General features: G+C 28.0%; 15 protein-coding genes. 13 read left to right on the top strand and 2 right to left on the bottom strand.

Annotated features, from left to right (window positions below):
- The first annotated feature begins 56 nt into the window (after positions 1 to 56).
- Positions 57 to 3188: an alpha-mannosidase gene (locus ACYQ1T_RS03805; RefSeq protein ID WP_459831987.1), complete on the top strand. Its 3132-nt coding sequence runs from the start codon at positions 57 to 59 to the stop codon at positions 3186 to 3188.
- 124 nt (positions 3189 to 3312) lie between these two features.
- Here ACYQ1T_RS03805 and ACYQ1T_RS03800 read toward each other — a convergent pair whose 3' ends face one another.
- Positions 3313 to 3687 (bottom strand): hypothetical protein, encoded by a 375-nt coding sequence (locus tag ACYQ1T_RS03800; protein WP_459831984.1) that lies wholly within the window; start codon positions 3685 to 3687, stop codon positions 3313 to 3315.
- 442 nt (positions 3688 to 4129) lie between these two features.
- Here ACYQ1T_RS03800 and ACYQ1T_RS03795 point away from each other — a divergent pair, with 442 nt between their 5' ends.
- The 7 genes from ACYQ1T_RS03795 to ACYQ1T_RS03765 all read left to right on the top strand — a co-directional run bounded on the left by ACYQ1T_RS03795 (position 4130) and on the right by ACYQ1T_RS03765 (position 16291).
- Positions 4130 to 5578, top strand: a complete 1449-nt coding sequence (locus ACYQ1T_RS03795; RefSeq protein ID WP_459831982.1) for an ABC transporter substrate-binding protein — start codon at positions 4130 to 4132, stop codon at positions 5576 to 5578.
- 320 nt (positions 5579 to 5898) lie between these two features.
- Positions 5899 to 8262 carry an FN3 associated domain-containing protein gene (locus ACYQ1T_RS03790; RefSeq protein ID WP_459831979.1) on the top strand — a complete coding sequence of 788 codons (2364 nt, stop codon included), beginning with the start codon at positions 5899 to 5901 and terminating at the stop codon, positions 8260 to 8262.
- A gap of 18 nt (positions 8263 to 8280) precedes the next feature.
- Positions 8281 to 10131 carry a beta-N-acetylhexosaminidase gene (locus tag ACYQ1T_RS03785; RefSeq protein ID WP_459831977.1) on the top strand — a complete coding sequence of 617 codons (1851 nt, stop codon included), beginning with the start codon at positions 8281 to 8283 and terminating at the stop codon, positions 10129 to 10131.
- 164 nt (positions 10132 to 10295) lie between these two features.
- Positions 10296 to 11741: an ABC transporter substrate-binding protein gene (locus tag ACYQ1T_RS03780; RefSeq protein WP_459831974.1), complete on the top strand. Its 1446-nt coding sequence runs from the start codon at positions 10296 to 10298 to the stop codon at positions 11739 to 11741.
- Between the two features lie 65 nt (positions 11742 to 11806).
- Positions 11807 to 14047, top strand: a complete 2241-nt coding sequence (locus tag ACYQ1T_RS03775; RefSeq protein WP_459831971.1) for a glycoside hydrolase family 31 protein — start codon at positions 11807 to 11809, stop codon at positions 14045 to 14047.
- Between the two features lie 21 nt (positions 14048 to 14068).
- Positions 14069 to 15016: an ROK family protein gene (locus ACYQ1T_RS03770; protein ID WP_459831969.1), complete on the top strand. Its 948-nt coding sequence runs from the start codon at positions 14069 to 14071 to the stop codon at positions 15014 to 15016.
- Between the two features lie 372 nt (positions 15017 to 15388).
- Positions 15389 to 16291: an Rpn family recombination-promoting nuclease/putative transposase gene (locus ACYQ1T_RS03765; RefSeq protein ID WP_459831966.1), complete on the top strand. Its 903-nt coding sequence runs from the start codon at positions 15389 to 15391 to the stop codon at positions 16289 to 16291.
- A gap of 154 nt (positions 16292 to 16445) precedes the next feature.
- On the opposite strand, the gene ACYQ1T_RS03760 is transcribed toward ACYQ1T_RS03765, so the two are convergent.
- A complete protein-coding gene (locus ACYQ1T_RS03760; protein ID WP_459831963.1) occupies positions 16446 to 17966 on the bottom strand; it encodes an NHL repeat-containing protein in 1521 nt (506 codons plus the stop codon).
- A 155-nt stretch (positions 17967 to 18121) separates the two neighbouring features.
- Between ACYQ1T_RS03760 and ACYQ1T_RS03755 the strand changes: the two genes are divergently transcribed.
- The 5 genes from ACYQ1T_RS03755 (at position 18122) to ACYQ1T_RS03735 (ending at position 21653) form a co-directional block, all read left to right on the top strand.
- On the top strand, positions 18122 to 18469 hold the full coding sequence (locus ACYQ1T_RS03755; RefSeq protein WP_459831961.1) for a hypothetical protein: 348 nt from the start codon (positions 18122 to 18124) through the stop codon (positions 18467 to 18469).
- Positions 18470 to 18571: 102 nt separating this feature from the next.
- Positions 18572 to 18895, top strand: coding sequence for a hypothetical protein (locus ACYQ1T_RS03750; protein WP_459831959.1), 324 nt, complete (start codon positions 18572 to 18574; stop codon positions 18893 to 18895).
- 113 nt (positions 18896 to 19008) lie between these two features.
- Positions 19009 to 20310, top strand: a complete 1302-nt coding sequence (locus ACYQ1T_RS03745; RefSeq protein ID WP_459831956.1) for a clostripain-related cysteine peptidase — start codon at positions 19009 to 19011, stop codon at positions 20308 to 20310.
- Between the two features lie 31 nt (positions 20311 to 20341).
- Positions 20342 to 20893: a hypothetical protein gene (locus ACYQ1T_RS03740; RefSeq protein ID WP_459831953.1), complete on the top strand. Its 552-nt coding sequence runs from the start codon at positions 20342 to 20344 to the stop codon at positions 20891 to 20893.
- A 178-nt stretch (positions 20894 to 21071) separates the two neighbouring features.
- Positions 21072 to 21653 (top strand): AAA family ATPase, encoded by a 582-nt coding sequence (locus ACYQ1T_RS03735; RefSeq protein ID WP_459831950.1) that lies wholly within the window; start codon positions 21072 to 21074, stop codon positions 21651 to 21653.
- Positions 21654 to 21761: the final 108 nt, after the last annotated feature.

Raw genomic sequence — 21761 nt, 5'->3', positions numbered from 1 at the left:
ATTTGATTATAATACAAAAGTAAAAATGTATATTAAAAAATAAAAGAGGTGCAAATATGTATTATTTATTAGAAAGAATAGACAAAACTTGTGGTGAAATTTCAAAAAATATATATAGAGATAAGATAGATCTTGAAAATTATTTATATATAGATGGAAATTATCATAATATAGATTTAATTCAAGATGTCAATATAGAAGACTTTAGAGAATTTAAAACAGGAGATTTATGGGGAGGAAAAGACTGTCATGGATGGTTTAAATGCCAAGTAGAAGTTCCAGAAAGCTTTGCAGGACAAACAATTGCTTTAAATTTCCATACTTTTGAAGAAGGCTGGGATGCAACAAATCCTCAATTTATACTTTATGTAAATGGAGAAGAAATCCAAGGTGTAGATATAAATCATAGAGAAATAATACTTACACATGATGCAGTTCCAGGAACAAAGTATGAAATAGATCTTCATGCTTATGCAGGAATGCTTGCAGATAAAAAAGCTACATTACATGGTAAATTAGTAGTTATAGATATGGCTTCAAGAGAATTATACTTTAACTTAAAGGTTCCAGTAGACGTTTGTAAGGAATTAGATAAAGAAGATAAAAACAGAATAGATATGATTACTGTTTTAAATGATGCAATAAACTTAGTAGACTTAAGAAGACCAAAGTCAAAGGAATATGATGAAAGTGTAAAATTAGCAAATGAGTTCTTAAATGATAAATTCTATGGTGAACTTTGTGGACATGAAGATGTAATAGCAACATGTGTTGGACACACTCATATTGACGTAGCTTGGTTATGGACTGTAGCTCAAACTAGAGAAAAGGTTGCAAGAAGTTTCTCAACAGTATTAAAACTAATGGAAGAATATCCAGAATATATATTTATGTCATCACAACCTCAACTTTATAAGTTCCTAAAGGAGGATCATCCAGGAATATACGCTAAAGTTAAGGAAAAAATCAAAGAAGGTGTTTGGGAAGCAGAAGGTGCAATGTGGCTTGAAGCAGACTGTAACGTTACTTCAGGTGAATCACTAGTAAGACAAATAGTACATGGTAAGAGATTCTTTAAAGAAGAATTTAATGTAGATAATGAAATACTTTGGTTACCAGATGTTTTTGGTTACTCAGCAGCAATACCTCAAATATTAAAGAAGTCAGATGTTAATTACTTTATGACAACAAAAATTGCTTGGAACCAATTTAATAAGATTCCAAATGATACATTTATGTGGCAAGGTATTGATGGAACAGAAGTATTAACTCACTTTATAACTACAACTGGTCCAGGACAAGATAGAGCATCACACTTTACAACTTATAATGGACATATTCAACCAGATGCAGTTATGGGAGCTTGGAGAAGATACCAAAACAAGAATTTAAACAACGACGTTTTAATTTCATTCGGATGGGGAGATGGTGGTGGTGGTGCCACTTTAGAAATGTTAGAACATGGTAGAAGACTTGCAAAAGGAATACCAGGAGCTCCAAGAGTTAGAATGGGTACATCACTTGATTACTTTAAGAGATTAGAAGAAAAAGTTGGTGGAGCTAAGAAGTTACCTAAGTGGGTTGGAGAATTATATCTTGAATACCATAGAGGAACATATACTTCAATGGCAAGAAATAAGAGAGATAATAGAGTTTGCGAAAATTTATATACTTCAGCAGAAAAAGTAAATTCTTTATCAATGCTATATGGATATGAATATCCACAAAAGAATATAAATGCTTCATGGGAAACAGTTTTATTAAATCAATTCCATGATATAATACCAGGTTCATCAATAAAGGAAGTTTATGATGTAACAGCTGTAGAATACAAAGAGTTAATAGAAAATGGTAATAAACTAGTTAACAATGCAGTAGAAAATATAGCAAGTAAAATAAACTTAAAAGATAGAAGTGTTATTGTAACAAATACTTTAGGCTTTGAAAGAGATGATATTGCTACATTTGAAATACCAGAAGGTATAACAAATCCTGCTGTAATAGATGAAAATAATGAAGAAATAGTTTGTCAAAAGATTGAAGGAAATAAGGCTATATTCTTTGCTAAGGGAATTCCAGCTAATGGACACAAAGCATTTAAAATAGTTGAAGCTACTAAGATTTCAAATGAAAATGTAAAATTAACTGATAAAGAAGCAGAAAATAAATTCTTTAAAGTTAAATTTGACGATAAGGGACAAATAATCTCCTTTATAGAAAAAGAAACTGAAAGAGAAATATTAAAAGATGGCGAAATAGCAAATGAAATTCAAGCCTTTGAAGATAAGCCAATGTGCTTTGATAACTGGGATATAGATATATATTACAAAGAAAAGATGTGGAAAATTGATGATGTAAGAAGCATTGAAGTAATAGAAAAAGGACCAGTGAGAAGTACATTAAAAATAGAAAGAAAGTTCTTAGAATCAACTATAATTCAAAAGATATATGTATATAACGATATAGCAAGAATAGACTTTGATTCATATGCAGATTGGAAGGAAAGAGATGTTTTACTAAAAGCAGCATTCCCAATAGAAATAAATGCAAGTGAAGCAACTTACGAAATCCAATACGGAAATGTTACAAGACCTACACATAACAATACATCATGGGATGTTGCTAAATTTGAAGTGTGTGGACATAAGTGGGCAGATCTTTCAGAAGGAGATTTTGGAGTATCATTATTAAATAACTGCAAATATGGATATGATATAAAAGATGGAAATATGAGACTTACACTTCTTAAGTCAAGTTGTGATCCAAATCCAGATGCAGATAAAGAAGAACACTTCTTCACATACTCATTATATCCTCATGCAGGAAACTGGAAGGAAGCTAAAACAGCTAATAAAGCATATGAATTAAATGTGCCTTTATATACTACTGTTGAAGAAGCTCATGCTGGAGAACTAGAAGATAATATGAGCTTAGTAAAAGTAAATAAAGATAATATTATTATAGAAGTTATTAAAAAGGCTGAAGATACAGACCACTTAATAGTGAGAATGTATGAATTCCATAATAAGAGAGCAAAGGCTACTTTAGAATTCTTTAAAGAAATTGAAGAAATATGTGAATGTAACTTAATGGAAAGAGACTTAGAAGTTATAAAAGCAAATGGAAATAAAATTGATTTTACAATTAAACCATATGAAATTAAGACATTTAAGTTTAAATTAAAATAAATCCAAAAAAAAACTGGCTTTTAGGCCAGTTTTTTTATTCGTAAATTATATTTACAGACTGATTGTGGATAAGTACAACATATTAAAAAATATAAGTAATTTATTCTAAAGAATAAAAATAAATTTAAATAATTTCTTTATATAAAGTTTTACATAATACTCCGTATGATATAAGAATTGGACTGAATACTGCAGAAAATGTTAAGCATACTAGTAAATTAAACCTATCATCTACTTGATCAAATCTACCAGATATAATTAGTAAATATATAGCTGCAATAATAAATAAAACTCCAAGTGCTAATAATATTGAAAGAATTATTTTCTTTGTTTTAGTATTTTCCATTGTTAAAACATAAAGAGTTACCACTGGAATAAACAATAATATAAAACCAGCAGACAATCTTTCATTTCTATTAAGTCCAAGTGGATAAGAATATAAAGCACATAATATAATAGTTACGGTTAGAATATATTTATTTTTTTTTGATATTTCCAATTTAATTCTCCTTACATAAAGATATTTATGATTAATATATTTACATAAAATTAATAAATTATCAAGGAAAATATATTAAGAATATAAGAAGTAGAAAATAACCTTATTAGCTAATAAGACTCAAGAAAGAGTTAAGAATTGGTTAAAATTGAGTAGCTGATATATTGACATTTATACCAAAATATGTATAATATATAAAGGAATTGTGAAGTTATATTATAGTGTTATAAAAAAGAATAAAATAATAATAATATAAATTAGAAGTGTTAAGAGTAAAATTAATATAAATTAACATAATAAAAATCTTCTAAACTAGATATGATAAGATTATTACATATAGAATAAGTACAATAAAAATAAAAAAAGTCCACTATAAAGTATTTGGAATGAATGTTATAATTTGGAATGTAAAGGTTTAAAAAACGGTATAGGAGGATTTATTATGGTAAAGGGTAAAAAGTTAATAGCTTTGGCAGCTTCTGGGATACTTTCAGCATCTCTAATTTTAACAGGCTGCGGAAATTCTAATGCATCATCTGGGGGGAAGGGCGATAAACCCGTAAAATTAACATGGTATACAATTGGACAAGAACCAAAAGACCTTAGTATAGTTCAGGAGGAAATAAATAAATATCTAGAGGAAAAAATAAATGCCAATATAGATATGAAGTTTGCAGATTTTGGTGACTATGATAAAAAGTTATCTGTAGTTATAAATTCAGCAGAAGATTATGATTTAGCATTTACTTGCTCTTGGGCAGGAAACTATGTTGGAAATTCTAGAAAAGGTGCTTTTCTTGAACTAGATCCATATTTAGATACAATAGGAAAGGATATGAAAGACGCCATAGATGAAAGATTTTGGGATGGAGCAAAAGTTCAGGGGAAAACTTATGCTGTACCAAACCAAAAAGAACTTGGTGTACAACCTATGTGGGTATTTACTAAAGAATATGTAGATAAATATAACATACCATATCAAGACATTAAGTCACTAGAGGATTTAGAACCATGGCTTAAGCTTATAAAGGAAAAGGAACCAGATATAGTTCCATATTATATAGATAAAACATTAGCACCACCACAATATTTTGATTTCTTATCAGATCCATTTGGAGTTGAATATGGTGATAAGAGCTTAACAGTAAAAAGTATATTTAATACAGATAAATTCAAGAGCACATTAAAGACATTAAAGAAATATTATGATTTAGGATATATAAATGCTGATTCTGCAATTTCTCCATATGATAAGACTATTAAGAGATTTGTAACTAAAGCAGATGGACAACCATATGCAGCAGGCCTTTGGGCAAAAGATGTAGGATATGAGTTAGTTGCTACACCAATAATGGATACACATATAACTAGTGCATCAACAACTGGATCAATGATAGCAGTTTCAAAGAATTCAAAAAATCCAGAAAAAGCGGTTGAATTCTTAAATCTTTTAAATACTGATGAACATTTAAGAAACCTAGTTAATTATGGTGTTGAAGGAACTCACTATGAAAAAGTTGGTGACAAGCAAGTTAAGTTATTACCAAGAAGTGTTGATTATAGTGTTGCATATTTCTCAGTTGGAAACTTATTTAAGACTTATACTTTAGATACAGAACCAGAAACAAAATGGGCAGAGTTTGAAGAATTTAATAAGAACTCAAAGGAATCTGAAGCTTTAGGCTTTAAATTTGATCCAACTCCAGTAACTAATGAAATGGCTGGAATAAGTAATGCCTATGAAGAATTTAGAGCATTAATATTTAGTGGATCAGTTGATATTGATGAATATATAGGTAAATTAAATACTAAGTTAAAAGAACAAGGTATGGACAAAGTTATGGCAGAAATGCAAAAACAATTAGATGAATGGAAAAAAGAAAATAAATAATATATAAGTTGATTTGTTAAATAAAATATCAAGGATTTGTAAACTTTAATCTATTAGGTAGAAAAAGCTTAAAGCAATAGTGTATTATCTACTAAATAGAATTCAGTTAAAATATCCTTGATATTTTATTTTTCTTAAATATATGAAAAATAGAGGTGATTTAAATTTTATCTATAGTAAATATTTATAATTTTATAAGAAAAACTGTATATCCTAGTGGAGAATTTGTTTTAGATGATTATGAAACTGTAGTAAGACAAATAGAGATTTTAAAGCAATACGGGCTACCTTCAACCTTTGCTTTAAAGTATGATGCTTTAATGGATGAAAGGTATAGCAATTTAATTAAAAATAGTATAGATGAATATGATGAAGTTGGAGTATGGTGGGAAATTGATAAGAACCTAGCAGAAAAAGCAGGGGTGAAATGGAGGGGAGAAACTCCTGTAGATGATCATGTAAATATAGGATATTCTTTAGGATATTCAAAAGAAGATAGAGTAAAAATGGTAGATATATATATGACAGATTTTAAAGATGTATTTGGATATTACCCAAAATCTGTAGGTTCATGGGTAATTGATATAACTACTTTAAATTATTTTAAGGAAAAGTATGATGTAGTTGCGGCTGCCATATGTAGAGATCAAATTGGGACAGATGGATTTACCTTATGGGGAGGATACTTTAATCAAGGATATTATCCAAGTAAAGTAAATGAATATATGCCAGCACAAAATAAAGAAAATCAAATAGACTTACCTATTTTTAGGCTTTTAGGACCAGATCCAATATATTCTTTTGAAGATGCTTTAAGAAAAGGAATTAATGATGTTTATACTTTAGAGCCAGCAGGTAGAATTGGTTCAAATAAAATGTGGATAGAGTGGTTTTTTGATAGATTAACAAAGGAAAATAACCTAGGATTTTCTTATGCTCAAGTTGGCCAAGAAAATACATTTTTATGGAATACAATGGCTAAAGGATACGAAATTCAAATACCTTATGTAGCTAAGCTTGCAAAGGAAGGAAAAATTAGAGTGGAAACTTTAGAGGAGTCTGGAAACTGGTTTAAAAAAAGATATAAGTTAACGCCAGCAACTACAGTTTCAGCTTTAGAAGATTGGAACAAAGAGGAGAATCTAAAGACAATTTGGTACAATAGCCGTTTTTATAGAGTTAGCTTCCTTATAGAGAATAATAGACTATCTATAAGAGATTTACATTTATTTAATGAAAATTATAAATCAAGATATTTAAATAATGTACTAAATGATAATGAAAGTATTTTTGATACTTTACCTATTTTAAATGATCATTATTGGAGCAATGAAAATTCAAGAGCATCAATAGATTTAGTCTTAATAGATAAAGAAGGAAATATTGAGGATATAAAAGGTGAAGACATAAAAAATGAAAATATAAAATGTGAAGATAGAAAAGGTGAAGATATAAAATGTGAAGATATAAAAAATGAATATATAAAAGATAAAGATAGAAATATAAAAGATAGGTATGTAAAAGATGAAGATATAGAAGTTTTATTAGAAGATGATTCAATTTATAAGATTAAATTAAAATGCAGCGGTAAGGAGATTTATATTACTTGTAATGAAGACAATATAAGCTTTGAGTTAAAAGAAGAAGTTAAAAGTAATAAAATCTTAGGCTTATATATTAAGACTTTACCAGTTTTAAAAGAGTTTAACAATAAAGTTTTAACTTGTTGTCACAATAACTTTAAATATAATTTAGAAGCTATAGAGGGTAAGTTTAAATTAGAAAAGAATTCTAGCATTTTAGTATTATCAAATAATAATAAAATAAATATTTCATTTAATAATAACTGCACTATAAATAAAAATGATTTTTTTAATAATGAATATATAAAAAATAAAGAAGAAATAGATTCATATATTCCTAAATATAAAAGAATTAATAGTAAATCTAAAGTAAAGCCAAGGGCATTTTCACCTATAATTACTCCAAAGGTTATGTTAAAAGAAGCACCTTATAAAGGAACCTTTACAATAGAGAATCCTAATGAAAATGGAAATATATATTATACCCTTGATGGAAGTGAACCAAGTGAAAATTCACATATTTATAATAAGCCTATAAATGTAGAAGGAGAAATAACAATTAAGGCAATAGCTTGTAGTGATAAATTAAATGCAAGCAATATATCAGAAGGAAAGCTTTATACAACACTGCCTATAAAAGATATTAAGGGCTTTACAAGACCTACAGATAACAAAAAATATAATAAAAATGGAGTTTATGATCTTATTGATGGAAGAAAAGGAACATTAGATTATAAAGAAGGTGGATGGCTTGGGTACACTGATGATATGGATGTTGTAGTTGATTTAGGAGAAGTTTTAAATATAAATAAGATAACAGTAGGATTTCTTCAAGATACAAGGGCATGGATATACTACCCAAGATATGTAGAGTTTTTTACATCAGTTGATGGTGAAAATTTTAAGAAAATAGATAAGATAAATTATAAAAATAGAGTTCCTAGACAAGAAGTAGGAATAGAGAATATATCTATAAAAAATAATAGTAAAGTAAGGTATATAAGGATTTTTGCAAAGAGTGAAGAAGTTTGTCCTAAATGGAGCATAATGAAAGGTGAAGGACCAGCTTTTATGTTTGTAGATGCAATAACTTGTTTATAAAAGAAAGGAGTACTAAGAATGTATTTAATACCAAATCCAAGAAAAACTTTAAAAAATGAAGGAAAATTTATAATTAAAAGAAATACAGAAATTGTTTTAAATTATAACTGTGATTTTAATAATCTTGAGTCAGCAATTATGCTAAAAGATGAAATAAAAAATATACTAGGATTTAACTTAAAAATAAATAAAGAATTTATAAATAATAACTCTAAAAATATAATAAATCTAATAAAATTGGACACCATAAATAGCGAGGAAGCTTATAGATTAATTATAGAAAGTAAAGGTGTTAGTATAATCGGTTATGGAGATTCTGGATTATTTTACGGAATACAAACCTTTATGCAAATATTAAGGCAAGAAGGAGCCATATTAGCAAACCTTGCTATTGAAGATGAGCCCTATTTTAAAAATAGAGGGTTTTATCATGATGTAACAAGGGGGAAGGTACCAACACTAGAAACTTTAAAATGGCTAGTTGATAAAGCGGCTTTCTACAAAATAAATCAAATACAGCTGTATATAGAACATACCTTTGCTTTTAAAGGCATGAGTGAAGTATGGATGGACAAAGATCCACTAACATCAGAAGAAATATTAATATTAGATAGTTACTGTAAAAAGCGCCATATTGAACTAATACCATCTATAGCAACCTTTGGACATTTATATGAAGTACTTCGTACAAAATCTTATAAGAATTTATGCGAATTAGAAAATATGGAAAATGAAGAATACTCTTTTGTTGATAGAATGGCACATCATACTTTAGATGTGAGTAATGAAGAAAGTTTAGAACTTATAAAAAATATGATACATGAATTTATTCCTCTTTTTAGCAGTGATAAGTTTAATATTTGTGGTGATGAAACCTTTGATTTAGGAAAAGGTAGAAGCAAAAAACTTAGTGAGAAGTTAGGAGAGGGAAGGCTTTATACAAGCTTTTTAAATAAGATTATCAACATTGTAAAAGGGTATAATAAAAAAGTTATGTTTTGGGGCGATGTTATATTAAACCATAAAGATTTAATAGATGAAATACCAAAAGATGTTATATGTTTAAATTGGAATTATGCTTCAAATGCTACAGAAGATGGAACAAAGATGATACAGGAGGCTGGAAGGGAACAGTATGTATGTCCAGGAGTAGCTGGTTGGAGCCATCTTATGAATTTAATGGATGCAGGATTTAATAATATAACTAATATGATAAGTTATGGTGTAAAATATGGGGCAACGGGAGTTTTAAATACAGATTGGGGTGACTATGGTCATATAAATCTATTAAAAAGCTCAATACCACTAATGGCATATGGGGCTTCTTTATCATGGAATCCAGATATAGAAAAAAATAATGAAGAAATATATAAGGCTTTATCAATTATTGAATATGGAGATAAATCTTTAAAATTAGTTTCCTTATTAAGAGATTTATCAAATACTCAAGTAGTTAGCTGGTCAGATTTAGTAAGATGGAAGGAATTATATAATAAAAATAATGATATTAGAGAACAAATTAAAAATTTAAATCCTAAGAATATTAATGAAGCATATAATAAAGCTTACGAAATAGAACTAGAATTAACTAATCTTTTAGATAAGGTCTATGATAAAGAAACAATTCAAGAATTTGTTGTCTGTGCAAGAGGAATAATGCTTATTAATAATTTTTTCTTACTAATTCTAAAAAATGAGTTTAAAGTTAAAGATATTGAGGCTAAAAGTGAAAATAAAACATTAGCACAAGAGTTTGAAGAGTGGTTTTATGATTATTCATATATATGGAGAAAAGAGAATAAGGAAAGTGAATTAAAGAGAATAGAAGAAATAATAAAATATACTACTAAAAAATTAAGGGATTTTTGAAGAAAAAACTAAACTTTTAGAAGAATTAGAAGGTATATAGATTTAGTCAAGTAAATATGAAATAAATTCACTATAAATACAAATCTATATAGCTTATAATCATCTTGTAAACGTTATTAAATGTTTGCAAGATGATTTATTTACTAAGAGAGGAAGGATTTAAGATGAAAAAGGTTAAAAAACTAATTGCATTAGCAACTTGTGCAATATTAACTACAGGTGCTTTATTAACTGGATGTGGAAGTTCAAGTTCAGGAACAGGCAAAAAAGATGGTGAGCCAGTAAAATTAACTTGGTACACAATAGGACAAGAACCTAAGGATTTACAATTAGTAGTTGATGAAGCTAATAAATATTTAACAGAAAAAATAAATACTACTATAGATATGAAATTTATTGACTATGGTGATTATACTCAAAAGCTATCAGTAATTATAAACTCAGGGGAAGCTTTTGATTTAGCATTTACTTGTTCATGGGCAGGAGATTATCTAGGAAATGCTAGAAAAGGTGCATTCTTAGAATTAAATGATTATTTAGATACTACAGGAAAAGATATGAAAGCTATAATAGACCAAAGATTCTGGGATGGTGCTACTATAGATGGAAAGATATATGCTGTTCCAAACCAAAAAGAAATATCAACAGCACCTATGTGGGCATTTACTAAAGAATATGTTGATAAATACAACATACCATACCAAGATCTTCACACTTTAGAAGATTTAGAACCATGGCTTAAAGTTATAAAGGAAAATGAACCAGATGTAGTACCTCTTTATATTACAAAAGGTTTCTCAGCTCCAGCATACTTTGATCAATTAGTTGATCCAATTGGTGTTGAATTTGGTGATGATAGCTTAAAGATTAAGAATATGTTTGAAACAGATAAAATGAAGAGCCAATTAGAAACTTTAAGAAAATACTATCAAGCAGGTTATATAAATGCAGATTCAGCTACAGCTCAAGATGATAAAGCTGTTAAGAGATTTGTTACTAAGGGTGATGGTCAACCTTATGCAGAAGTTCTTTGGTCAAAAGACTTAAAGTATGATGTAGTTGCTACACCAATAATGGATACTTATATTACTAATGGTTCTACAACAGGATCAATGATAGGTATTTCAAAGAATTCTAAAAACCCAGAAAAAGCAGTAGAATTCTTAAACCTTTTAAATACTGATGAATATATAAGAAACTTATTAAACTATGGTATTGAAGGAACTCACTACAATAAAGCAGGAGACAATCAAATAGAAACAACTGATAGAGCTAAAGATTATAGCGTTGGATACTACACATTAGGAAACTTATTTATTACTTATCCATTAATTCAAGAACCAGCTAACAAATGGGATGAGTTTGAAAAGTTTAATAATGCAGCTAAAGAATCACCAGCTTTAGGATTTAAATTTGATCCAGCTAAAGTAAGTAATGAAATTGCAGCTATGAATAATGTTTTAGAAGAATTTAAATCAACAATATACAGTGGTTCAGTTGACGTAAATGAATATTTAACAAAATTAAATAACAAGTTAAAAGAACAAGGTATAGATAAGGTTATAGCAGAAATGCAAAGTCAAATCGATGCTTGGAAAGCAAATAAATAAGATTTAGTTTTAGAAAATAGACTCTATGTTTCGGGCATAGAGTCTATTTTATAGAGAGGTGTAGAATGAAGCAATTAAATTATAGAGAAAACCTAAATATAAAGTTTAAAAGCTTTAAAGATAATACAAGAAGTTATAAAGGGTTTGAAGTTGAAGGAAATAATATAATAATATACTTTTCATCAGTAAAGGTTAAAGTAACTTACTTAGAAAAAGATATTGTAAAGATATTTATAGGAGATAAATATGAAGAACCTATAAAGACAGGAGCCGTTTTAGAAAAAGTAAACTCAGGAAGCTTTGAAGTAATAGAAAATACAAGTTATATAGAAATTATAGGAGAGAAAGTAGTAACATTAGTAAGTAAAGAAACTAGTGAAATTATATTTAAAGATTTAAATGGAAATATAATTTGTGAAGATTTTCAGCCAAGCTTTAAAAGTGAAAATGGAGAAATATTTATTAGTAAAGTTAATGATGCTTTAGGATATTATGGCTTAGGAGAAAAAGGTGGAGAACTTAATAAAAAAGGCTGTTATACAGAAAATTATAATACAGATGACCCAGAAACAGATGATAACTCAACAGTTTATTATAAAACTATACCTTTCTATGTTGGATTAAAAGAAGATTCAGCTTATGGAATATTCTTTGATAATAGCTTTAGAAGCTATTTTGATATGGGAAAAAGCTATGATGATAGAATTTTCTTTGGTGCAATTGGTGGGCAAATAGAATATTACTTTATTAATGGAAATGATATAAAAAGTGTGGTAAAGGAATATACAAATTTAACTGGTAAAATGGAAATGCCACCACTATGGAGCCTTGGATATCAACAATGTAGATTTAGTTACTTTACTCAAGAAGAGGTAAGAGAATTAGTTAATACATTTGAAGAAAAACAAATACCATTAGATGTAGTTTATTTAGATATAGATTACATGGATGGCTTTAGAGTAATGACTTTTAAAACACCTCACTTTGATAATGCAAAAGGTCTTATAAAGGATTTAAAAGATAAGGGAATAAGAACAATAACAATATTAGATCCAGGTGTTAAGGTTGATGAAAATTATGGAGTCTATAAAAGAGGTAAAGAAGGAAACCACTTTACTAAAAAATTAGATGGAGAAATATTTATTGGAGCAGTTTGGCCAGGGGATAGTGCTTTTCCTGATTTCTCAAATAAAGATTGTAGAGAATGGTGGAAAAGTGAACTAAAGAAGTTTATAGGTGAATACAAAATGGATGGAATATGGAATGATATGAATGAGCCATGCGTATTTAACAATGATCATAAAACTCTTTTAGATAGTTGTATTCATAATAGTGATTATGGAGTTATAACTCATAAAGAATTCCATAATAGATATGGTTTTGAAATGAGTAGATGTTCAAACGAAGCTCAAAAGGAGCTAAATAATAATAAAAGAGAATTTTCAATGACTAGAGCAACTTACGCTGGAGGGCAAAGATATTCATCAGTATGGACAGGCGATAATATGAGTCTTTGGAGTCAAATGAGAATGTCTATATCAATGAATGCTAACTTAGGTATAAGTGGTTTTTCATATGTAGGAAATGATGTTTCAGGCTTTGGATTAGATTCAACAGAAGAGTTATTTATAAGATGGATGCAAAATGGAACCTTCTTACCTATATTTAGAAATCATTCTAATATGTATACAAGAAGACAAGAACCTTGGGCCTTTGGAAGTAGAGCAGAATCTATAGCTAAAAAAGCTATAAAATTAAGATATGAATTACTTCCATATATATATGATTTATTTTATATATCTTATAAAGAAGGACTACCAATCTTTAGACCTATGATAATGGAATATCCAAAGGATAAAAATCTTTTAAATAATAAAAGTCAATTTATGTTAGGAGAAAACTTATTAATAGCTCCAGTTTTATATAAGGATGAAAGAAGTAAAATAGTATATTTACCAGAAGGAAATTGGTATAATTATTTTAGTAATGAAAAGCTAGAAGGTAAAAAGACTTATAAAATACAATGTGAGTTAGATGAAATACTTATATTTGTTAAAGAAGGAAGTATATTACCTACTTATGAAGAAAGTTTTATGAATGTTAAAAGTAGACCAGATACAGTTACTTATAAGGTTTATGGAAAAGAAGCTCAAGGCTTCCATTACTATGATGATGGAGAAACCTTAGAATATTTAAATGGAAAATATAATTTATCAGTAATTGAAGCTATTAATGGTGAAGCATATATTGAATATATTAATAAGGGCGTTAAGGAAGAAGAAAGTAATTTTAAATATATATTATAAGAGTTGAAAGGAGAAGGTAAAATGAAATTTTTAGTTGGAGTAGATTTAGGTGGAACAAAAATAAATTGTGCTTTAGCAGATTTAGAAGGAAATGTTATAGAAAAGCATGAAATACCTACTAATGCACAAGATGGAGAAAATGCAGTTTTAGATAGAATAATAAATGCTATAGAAGCTGTAATAGAAAAAGGAAATAAAACTATAAAAGATGTAAGAGCTATAGGAATAGGGGCTCCAGGTCCTTTAAATGCAAAAACAGGAGTTATAATAGATCCTGCAAATCTTCCATTTAGAAACTTTGATATAGTAACACCTTTAAAGGACAAATTTGAGGTTCCTGTATATTTAGATAATGATGCTAATGTAGCTGCAATAGGAGAGTTTCTTTTTGGAGCTGGAAAAGGAAAAGAAAATTTAGTTTACTTTACAGTTAGTACAGGTGTTGGTGGAGGAGCCATTTTAAATGGTGAAATCTATAGAGGAAGAACATGCAATGCCTTAGAACTTGGACATACAACAGTAGATCCAATAAGCACAGTAAGATGTAATTGTGGAAATCTAGGATGCTTAGAAGCATTTTCATCTGGTACTGCAATAGCAAAAAGAGCAAAAGAAGCAGTTGCTACAAATGTAGAAACAAGCTTAAAGAATTATGACATTTTAACAGCTGCTGAAGTTTTTAAAGAAGCAGCAAATGGAGATAGAGTTGCTATTTCAATTAGAGATAAAGCATTAACATATTTAGGAGTTGGAGTTGCTAATGCAATAAATACCTTCGATCCAGATATTGTAGTAATCGGTGGAGGAGTAACTAAAGTAGGAGCAATTCTATTTGATAAAGTAAAGGAAGTTGCTAGCGAAAGAGCCCTTTCAGCTATATATAATGGATGTGAAATAGCACAAGCTAAATTAGGAACAGATGCAGGCGTTGTAGGGGCAGTAGCTCTAGCTTTATTACAAAGCAAATAAAAATAAATAGTTATTACTTAATAAAATAAATATAAACACAACAAAAAAATTAATATAGATAAAATAAAGGCAAAAAAATTAGTATAGATAAAATATAAAACACTAAAAATCAATATGTAAGCAATAAAAAACTATATATAAAAGGCAGTAGGTGATGTAAATTATCTACTGCCTTTTTGCATAAATTTATTGATAAATATTACTATAAAGTTTACAATTTACCATATATAGTTAAATTAGAGGGTGAGTTTATTATAATTATCTAAGCAAGTAAAAAATTAAAAGATTTATATATGGATAATTAAAATTAATGATATAATTACAATAAACAATGTAAATAATTAAACTAAAGATAAAATTTTCGGAGGACTTATGAAAATAGATATAAATGATAATAGCTTTTTAATGAAGCCCAAAAACGACTATGTTTTTAAAAGAATTTTCGGAGATGAAAAAAACAAAGATATATTAATATCATTTCTACAATCAGTTTTAAAAATAGATATTAAGGATATAAAAATTCTTAATAGTGAACTTCCAAAAGAAAATATACAAGATAAAAAGAGTATATTAGATATTAGGGCAACTATTGATAATAATATTGAAATTGATATAGAAATACAGGTTGCAAGAACAATTTATATGCCTCAAAGAAGCCTTTACTACTGGTCAAAAATATATGCAGAGCAATTAGAAGCTGGAGCAAAATATAGTAAACTAAAAAAGACAGTATGTATAAATATATTAGACTTTGATACACTAAATACAAAAAAATATCATAGTATATTTAAAATAAAAGAAGATGAAGAAAATTACATATTAACTGATTTGTTAGAAATACATTTTCTAGAAATGAAAAAATTAAAAGGCTATAATGAAAATGATGATTTATCCCAATGGATAAACTTTATAAAAGCAGATTCAAAGGAGGTTTTAGAAAGTATGGCAAAAGTAAATCCTAACATTGATAAAGCTGTGCATGTTTTAACAACTATGAGTCAAGATAAAAAATCAAGAGCAGAATACCTTTCACGTGAAATGGCACTTCATGATGAAGCTACTAGAATAGAAGAGGCTATGGAAGAGGGCTACGAAAAAGGTAAAGAAAAAGGAAAAGAAATAGGGAAAGAAATAGGAAAAGAAATAGGAAAAGAGGAAGAAAGAATAGAAATAGCTAAAAATATGCTAGACCAAGGAATGGATGTAGAATTTATTTCAAATATAACTAATTTAGCTATAGAAAAAATTAATGAGATTAAGAAATATAAAAATTAAATAATTTTGGGATAAATATTTTTTATAAGTAAGGACAGTAGATAGATTTGTAAAATATAAGCATGGATAAAAATAGCTTTTGTTATAGACATCTATGATTACTTTTATATAAAATCAAATGTATCTACTGTTTTTATTTTAATAGTATTAGAGATTAAAAAATTATACCTCTAGTAATTTGAATTTGTGCTTTTACAAGTAAGTCATATAAAATAGGAGAAGTTTCACCGGAGTCCATTTTAAGAGTTGTTTCTATTTCTAGGAACCGTCCATTTGGAGTAGTAGATAAGTTTACTCCATTTACTACACTTTCCCATGGTGACCAGGTAGTTTTATCATTTGAGCTTCTAACCTTTGTGGTAATAGAGGTTCCAGTAGGTTCTAAGCTATTCCAAGATACGTTTCCCCATGGAGTATCTAAAGCTTCACTATCAAATATAGCAGTCCAAGTTCCAAGTCTAGTAGTTATTGTTCTTGCAACAATACCTGTCATGTCACTATAGGAATAATGTCCACCACTTCCTAAAATTGCTTTACTTAAATCAATGGCATTAGTAGCAGGATTGATTCTATAAATATAATCATCATTTAAATTACAAGCCCAGACCTTTCCATTACTATCAACAGATAAGCCAGTAGGAACATTACCACCATCAATTTGTGCTATAAAATTACCATTATTATCATATCTAGTAACTGAATTATTACCACTATTAGCAACCCAGATATTATTATCACTTGTACATGCAACACCTCTACTAGAGGATAAATGATTAGGATCAAATTTAACCCAGTCTAAGGTATCTGTAATAATATTAATTCTAGCAAGGGCTTGAGATGTCCATCCTGAAACAAAAATATGATCATTATAATCTAAGGCTATACCATAACAGGAAAAATTCAAGCTTATAATTGCAACTACATTATTTGTAGTAGTATCTATTTTTAAAAGATGATTAGGAGCCTCAGGACCACTTACAGACCATAAATATCCATACTTATCTACAACAGCACCATAAGGATGATGATTATAGGTGCTTAAATCAATTGTTGCAATAATATTACCAGTATCACCATTTAGTTTATAATATTTTTTAGTGTAGTAGGTTCCAGCCCAAATATTATTATCTTTATCAACAGCCAATGCTCTTGGAAATATTCCACCATCATATCCTCCAGTATAAAGCCCAGGAGTATAAGCAGCAGGACTTGCTCCAAATAAAATAATTTCTTTTAAAACACATTCATCATCAGGCCAAGGAAGCATTTCACTAGTGCTAATATTACCATCTGCATTTGCATCATTTGAAGTATCGCAAATTCCATTACCATTTCTATCTTCCCATTCACCAGTTTCAAACTGACCAGTTTTAACTACTGTTCCTAAACCTCTATTAGCAACCCAGCAATTTCCTTTAAGATCAACTGTTGTTCTTGATGGACTATTACTTGGGTTTGGACTTCCGCTAGGCCATACAATATAACGGCCTAACTCATTACCTGTATTAGTATCAACCTTTGAAATAGTACCATTATTATTAGGAACCCAGATAAAAGGTAATGACGTATTTATTTTAGAAAGCTGAAGTTGATTTGGCACTGTATCGTGTTCAACACCATTTAAAATACCTTCATCAAAATCAGAATTTAACGTGTATAATTTTTCGTTTGGCATATATATATCCTCCATGATTTTTCATTTGTTTTTATATAATATATGATGGAAATTATGTTGAGGTTACAATAGCAAAAGGAAATTCTAATGAATAGAGTACATTTTTAAGCTTAATAAATATAATATTAGTAAATATTTAATAAGAGGAGAAAATTATGATTGAAGATAAACTAATATTAATATTGAATTCATATTTAAACCAAGCAAATGAAATATTTGCAAAGACAACAAAGGAAATTTTAGAGATAAATAAAAAAATAGACAATATAACAATTTTGTTAAATGAAATAAAAAATAAAGAGAATATTGATGAAAGTTTAAAGGGTACTAATGAAAGTGCTAATAAAGATGTTAGTTATGTAAAAGTTAATAAAAAAGTAGATAGTAGTAAAGGTAATACTATTAGCTCTAATAATTATGAAGAAGTATTATTTGAGGAGCAGATAGATTTAAGTAGTGGTAATAATATAGAAGTTAATATGGAAGTAGATATGGAAAAATAAAATTATAATTTATAATATGACAAATTGTAACAATTTTAGACTAATAAAAATAGTATATAGCATGGATAAGAAACTTTATATTATTTAGGAGGTTTTTAAGAAATGTCATATGCTGTAAACTTTAGAGATTTTCCAATACCTGCAAATACACCTGCAGAAGGTCAACTTGATGTTCCAGATATTAGAATAAGAGAAATTTCAGATATAATTATACACGGAGTAATAAAAGACTGTTCAGGAAATGCAGTAGCTTGTGCATTAGTAAAGGTATTTGTAGATGGAAAAGGATATGCTCACACTTATACAGATACTAGAGGACAATATTTATTTAATTTACCAATTTCAGTTGCAGGAAAAACAATTGTAATTAAAGCAGTAAAAACAAATAAACCAGCAAATTGTATTTGTGCAACAACTGCAGAGTAGTTTAAATTCCCTACAGCACAATAGTTTAAAGTAGGTAAGAAATATGGGGAAAGTTAATTTTAAACTTTCCCTTTCTTTATTAAAAATATACTGAAAAAGAAAGTTGGATTAAGATGAAGGATACTGGTGGGGAAACTTTAAAAAATAGCTGGACTGTATTAGTTTATGCAAATGGAAATAATGAATTAGAACCAGAGATATATAGTGTATTTAAAAAGGTAAAATTATTAAACCTTGGAGAGAATATTAAGATAGTAGTTCAGTTAGCAAGAGTATCTAAAAATATAGTTGAAGTCTTAAGACCATCAGAAAATATAGTTTCATATGATAATTGGTCAGGAGCTAGAAGATACATTATAAATAGTAATGGAGCTAAGCTTATTAGTAATATGGGAAATGTTAATATGGCAGACCCCAAAACCTTAGTTGATTTTTTAACTTGGGGGATTACTAATTATAATTCAGATAATATAATGGTTATTTTATCAGGTCATGGAGCGGGATTCATTGGGGCAATGACAGATTTAAGCTATAAAACTCCATATATGATGAGCTTTGATGGAATAGTAAATTCTATCTATCAAAGTTATCAAATAACAAGAAAAAGTATAGATTGTTTAGTATTAGATAGTTGCTATATGTATACAATGGAATTATGGTATGAATTCTCATTAATACCATATAAGCCTTTAAAATATATTATGGTACCTCAAGATGATGTTCTTTTAGAGGGAATTCCATATAATTTGTTGATAGGCTTTTTAGAGGATAAGATAAAGGATAGTAAGAATTTAAGAGATAATCTTAAAAATATTACTAAGGATTTTAATAATAAAAGTGAAACTAAAAATAAACTTCTTCTAATTGAGTTAAATAAAGATTACTTTATTAAATTAAAAAGTGAAGTAAGTAAATTAGCAGAATTTATTATAGAAAATAATATTAATGTTATAAATGAAATAGAAGTTTTTTATAATAGTAAATATCAAAATTCTTTTATAAGCTTTATAGATTTATATTCTATATTTAATATTAAGTCTAAAAAGTCATATCAATATATCCAATCTATTGCAAATTTACTTGAAGGAATAATTGTATATCCTGCTTTTTTAAATATTCCTAAAGGAGTAAATAAGGGGCCTTCCTTATATCTACCAAGTAATCCTAAGAATTATTTAGAGTTTAAAAATCAGTACAACTCTCTTTTATTTTCATATAAAAATAAGTGGGTTAATTTATTAAGTGAAAGTAAAAATGAAGATATCAATATTTATATAGAAAGTAAAAACTATGATATTGTTTATCCACCAGATATTTTTAAAATTAAATATTTATTATCATCTATTTTAGATGAAAATCCAAGGCTTACTTTAAAGGCGGGATTAGATATATTAAAAAAGCTGGGATGGTATTAAAATATAATGATTTTATAAAGGAGATTTTAAAATGTCATATATTTTGAATGGTAAGTGTGTTAAAAAACCATATGAAGTTAGAGCTGTTGAAAAGATATGTGTTACAGGGATATTATTAGATGAAGATAATAGGCCTATTGCTGAAGGCGTAGTTATAGCCTTTGTTAGAGAAGATAACGCTATGGTTCCAGTAGCATGTTCATCAACTGATAGATGTGGAAAATATAAATTAAATATTTCTTATAAGATTTTTAGAGAAAAAAATATTGTAATTTTACACTTTAAAGATAAAAGATTAAGACGTTGTGATTGTAATGTAAGTAAAATTAATTGTAATATTAAAATTAAAGATGTTGAAGATATTATAATTTATGGAAGAGTTTTAAATTGTAATGGTTCTCCAGTACAATGTGCAATAGTTACAGCTTTCTATGAAGTAGATGGTGAATCAAAAGCAATATGTCATTCCTTTACAGGTAGCAGAGGGGAATATATGCTAAATATTCCATATAGGCTTTATAGAGGAAAGAAAATTACAGTTAAAAGTGTTAAAACAAATCTGACTACTGTATGCAAATGCTAAAATGGTAGTTTTCAAAGCTCTTTCATAGAAATAAATGAGAGAGCTTTTGACACTTTAAAAGAGCTGTAGAGCCTTCTTCCATAGATTATACATTGAAATAAAATATTAATATTGATATAATATAATCTCTATTTAAAATAAAAAAATAAATATTTATATAGATTTTGGAGGAGTTTCAATGCCAAAGAGAATAGCCATTTTAGGTGGACCAAGATGCGGAAAAACTACATTAATACAACAATTATATGTTGATATGAAAATAAGAGATTTAAATGTTGGAGTTGCAACTGAATATAGCACAGATTATTTAAGAGATAAGGGTATGATAGAAAATATTGCAGAGCAATATGGAATATACCTAGGTCAGTTACATATTGAAGAAAGTTTAAATGTTTTTGATTATGCACTTACAGATTATGCTACCTTTGTACCATACATATATGCAAGATTTATGTTAGGAGATAAAAAAAGAACATCTAAGGAAATAGAAATATTAAAGGATTTATATGTACTAGCTTTAAGAGATTTACCAAAGTATGACCATATATTCTTTGTTCCAAGAGAGTTTGGTTATTCTAAGGATGGAGTAAGATGGCAAGATGAAGAAGTTGCAAGAGCAGTAGATAAGGCTATATTAAGCTTTTTAGATGCGGAAAATGTAAAATATACAGTAATAACAGGGTCAACTAAAGAAAGAGCAGAAAGAATTTTAGATATAGTAGGGATTTCCCAGGAAATAAAGCCAAATATAGAGGAATAATGTAGAATTTAAATTTATAAAAATACCTCTTTATAAAAAGTTAGTTAAATATAAGAGGGATAATGTAGAATTTAAATAAAATAGAAGTTTATTTAGTGTAATAACAAT

Source organism: Clostridium carnis, assembly GCF_054657435.1.
Note: the sequence above shows the minus strand (reverse complement) of the source record. Positions and strands in the feature narration are given on the sequence as shown.

What these genes read in the sequence shown, in the direction of transcription:
- ACYQ1T_RS03755 (WP_459831961.1), top strand. Translation starts at nt 18,122, where the DNA reads ATGATTGAAGATAAACTAATATTAATATTGAATTCATATTTAAACCAA.
- ACYQ1T_RS03735 (WP_459831950.1), top strand. Translation starts at nt 21,072, where the DNA reads ATGCCAAAGAGAATAGCCATTTTAGGTGGACCAAGATGCGGAAAAACT.
- ACYQ1T_RS03760 (WP_459831963.1), bottom strand. Translation starts at nt 17,966, where the DNA reads ATGCCAAACGAAAAATTATACACGTTAAATTCTGATTTTGATGAAGGT.
- ACYQ1T_RS03805 (WP_459831987.1), top strand. Translation starts at nt 57, where the DNA reads ATGTATTATTTATTAGAAAGAATAGACAAAACTTGTGGTGAAATTTCA.
- ACYQ1T_RS03770 (WP_459831969.1), top strand. Translation starts at nt 14,069, where the DNA reads ATGAAATTTTTAGTTGGAGTAGATTTAGGTGGAACAAAAATAAATTGT.
- ACYQ1T_RS03780 (WP_459831974.1), top strand. Translation starts at nt 10,296, where the DNA reads ATGAAAAAGGTTAAAAAACTAATTGCATTAGCAACTTGTGCAATATTA.
- ACYQ1T_RS03790 (WP_459831979.1), top strand. Translation starts at nt 5,899, where the DNA reads ATGGATGAAAGGTATAGCAATTTAATTAAAAATAGTATAGATGAATAT.
- ACYQ1T_RS03750 (WP_459831959.1), top strand. Translation starts at nt 18,572, where the DNA reads ATGTCATATGCTGTAAACTTTAGAGATTTTCCAATACCTGCAAATACA.
- ACYQ1T_RS03795 (WP_459831982.1), top strand. Translation starts at nt 4,130, where the DNA reads ATGGTAAAGGGTAAAAAGTTAATAGCTTTGGCAGCTTCTGGGATACTT.
- ACYQ1T_RS03740 (WP_459831953.1), top strand. Translation starts at nt 20,342, where the DNA reads ATGTCATATATTTTGAATGGTAAGTGTGTTAAAAAACCATATGAAGTT.
- ACYQ1T_RS03785 (WP_459831977.1), top strand. Translation starts at nt 8,281, where the DNA reads ATGTATTTAATACCAAATCCAAGAAAAACTTTAAAAAATGAAGGAAAA.
- ACYQ1T_RS03745 (WP_459831956.1), top strand. Translation starts at nt 19,009, where the DNA reads ATGAAGGATACTGGTGGGGAAACTTTAAAAAATAGCTGGACTGTATTA.
- ACYQ1T_RS03765 (WP_459831966.1), top strand. Translation starts at nt 15,389, where the DNA reads ATGAAAATAGATATAAATGATAATAGCTTTTTAATGAAGCCCAAAAAC.
- ACYQ1T_RS03775 (WP_459831971.1), top strand. Translation starts at nt 11,807, where the DNA reads ATGAAGCAATTAAATTATAGAGAAAACCTAAATATAAAGTTTAAAAGC.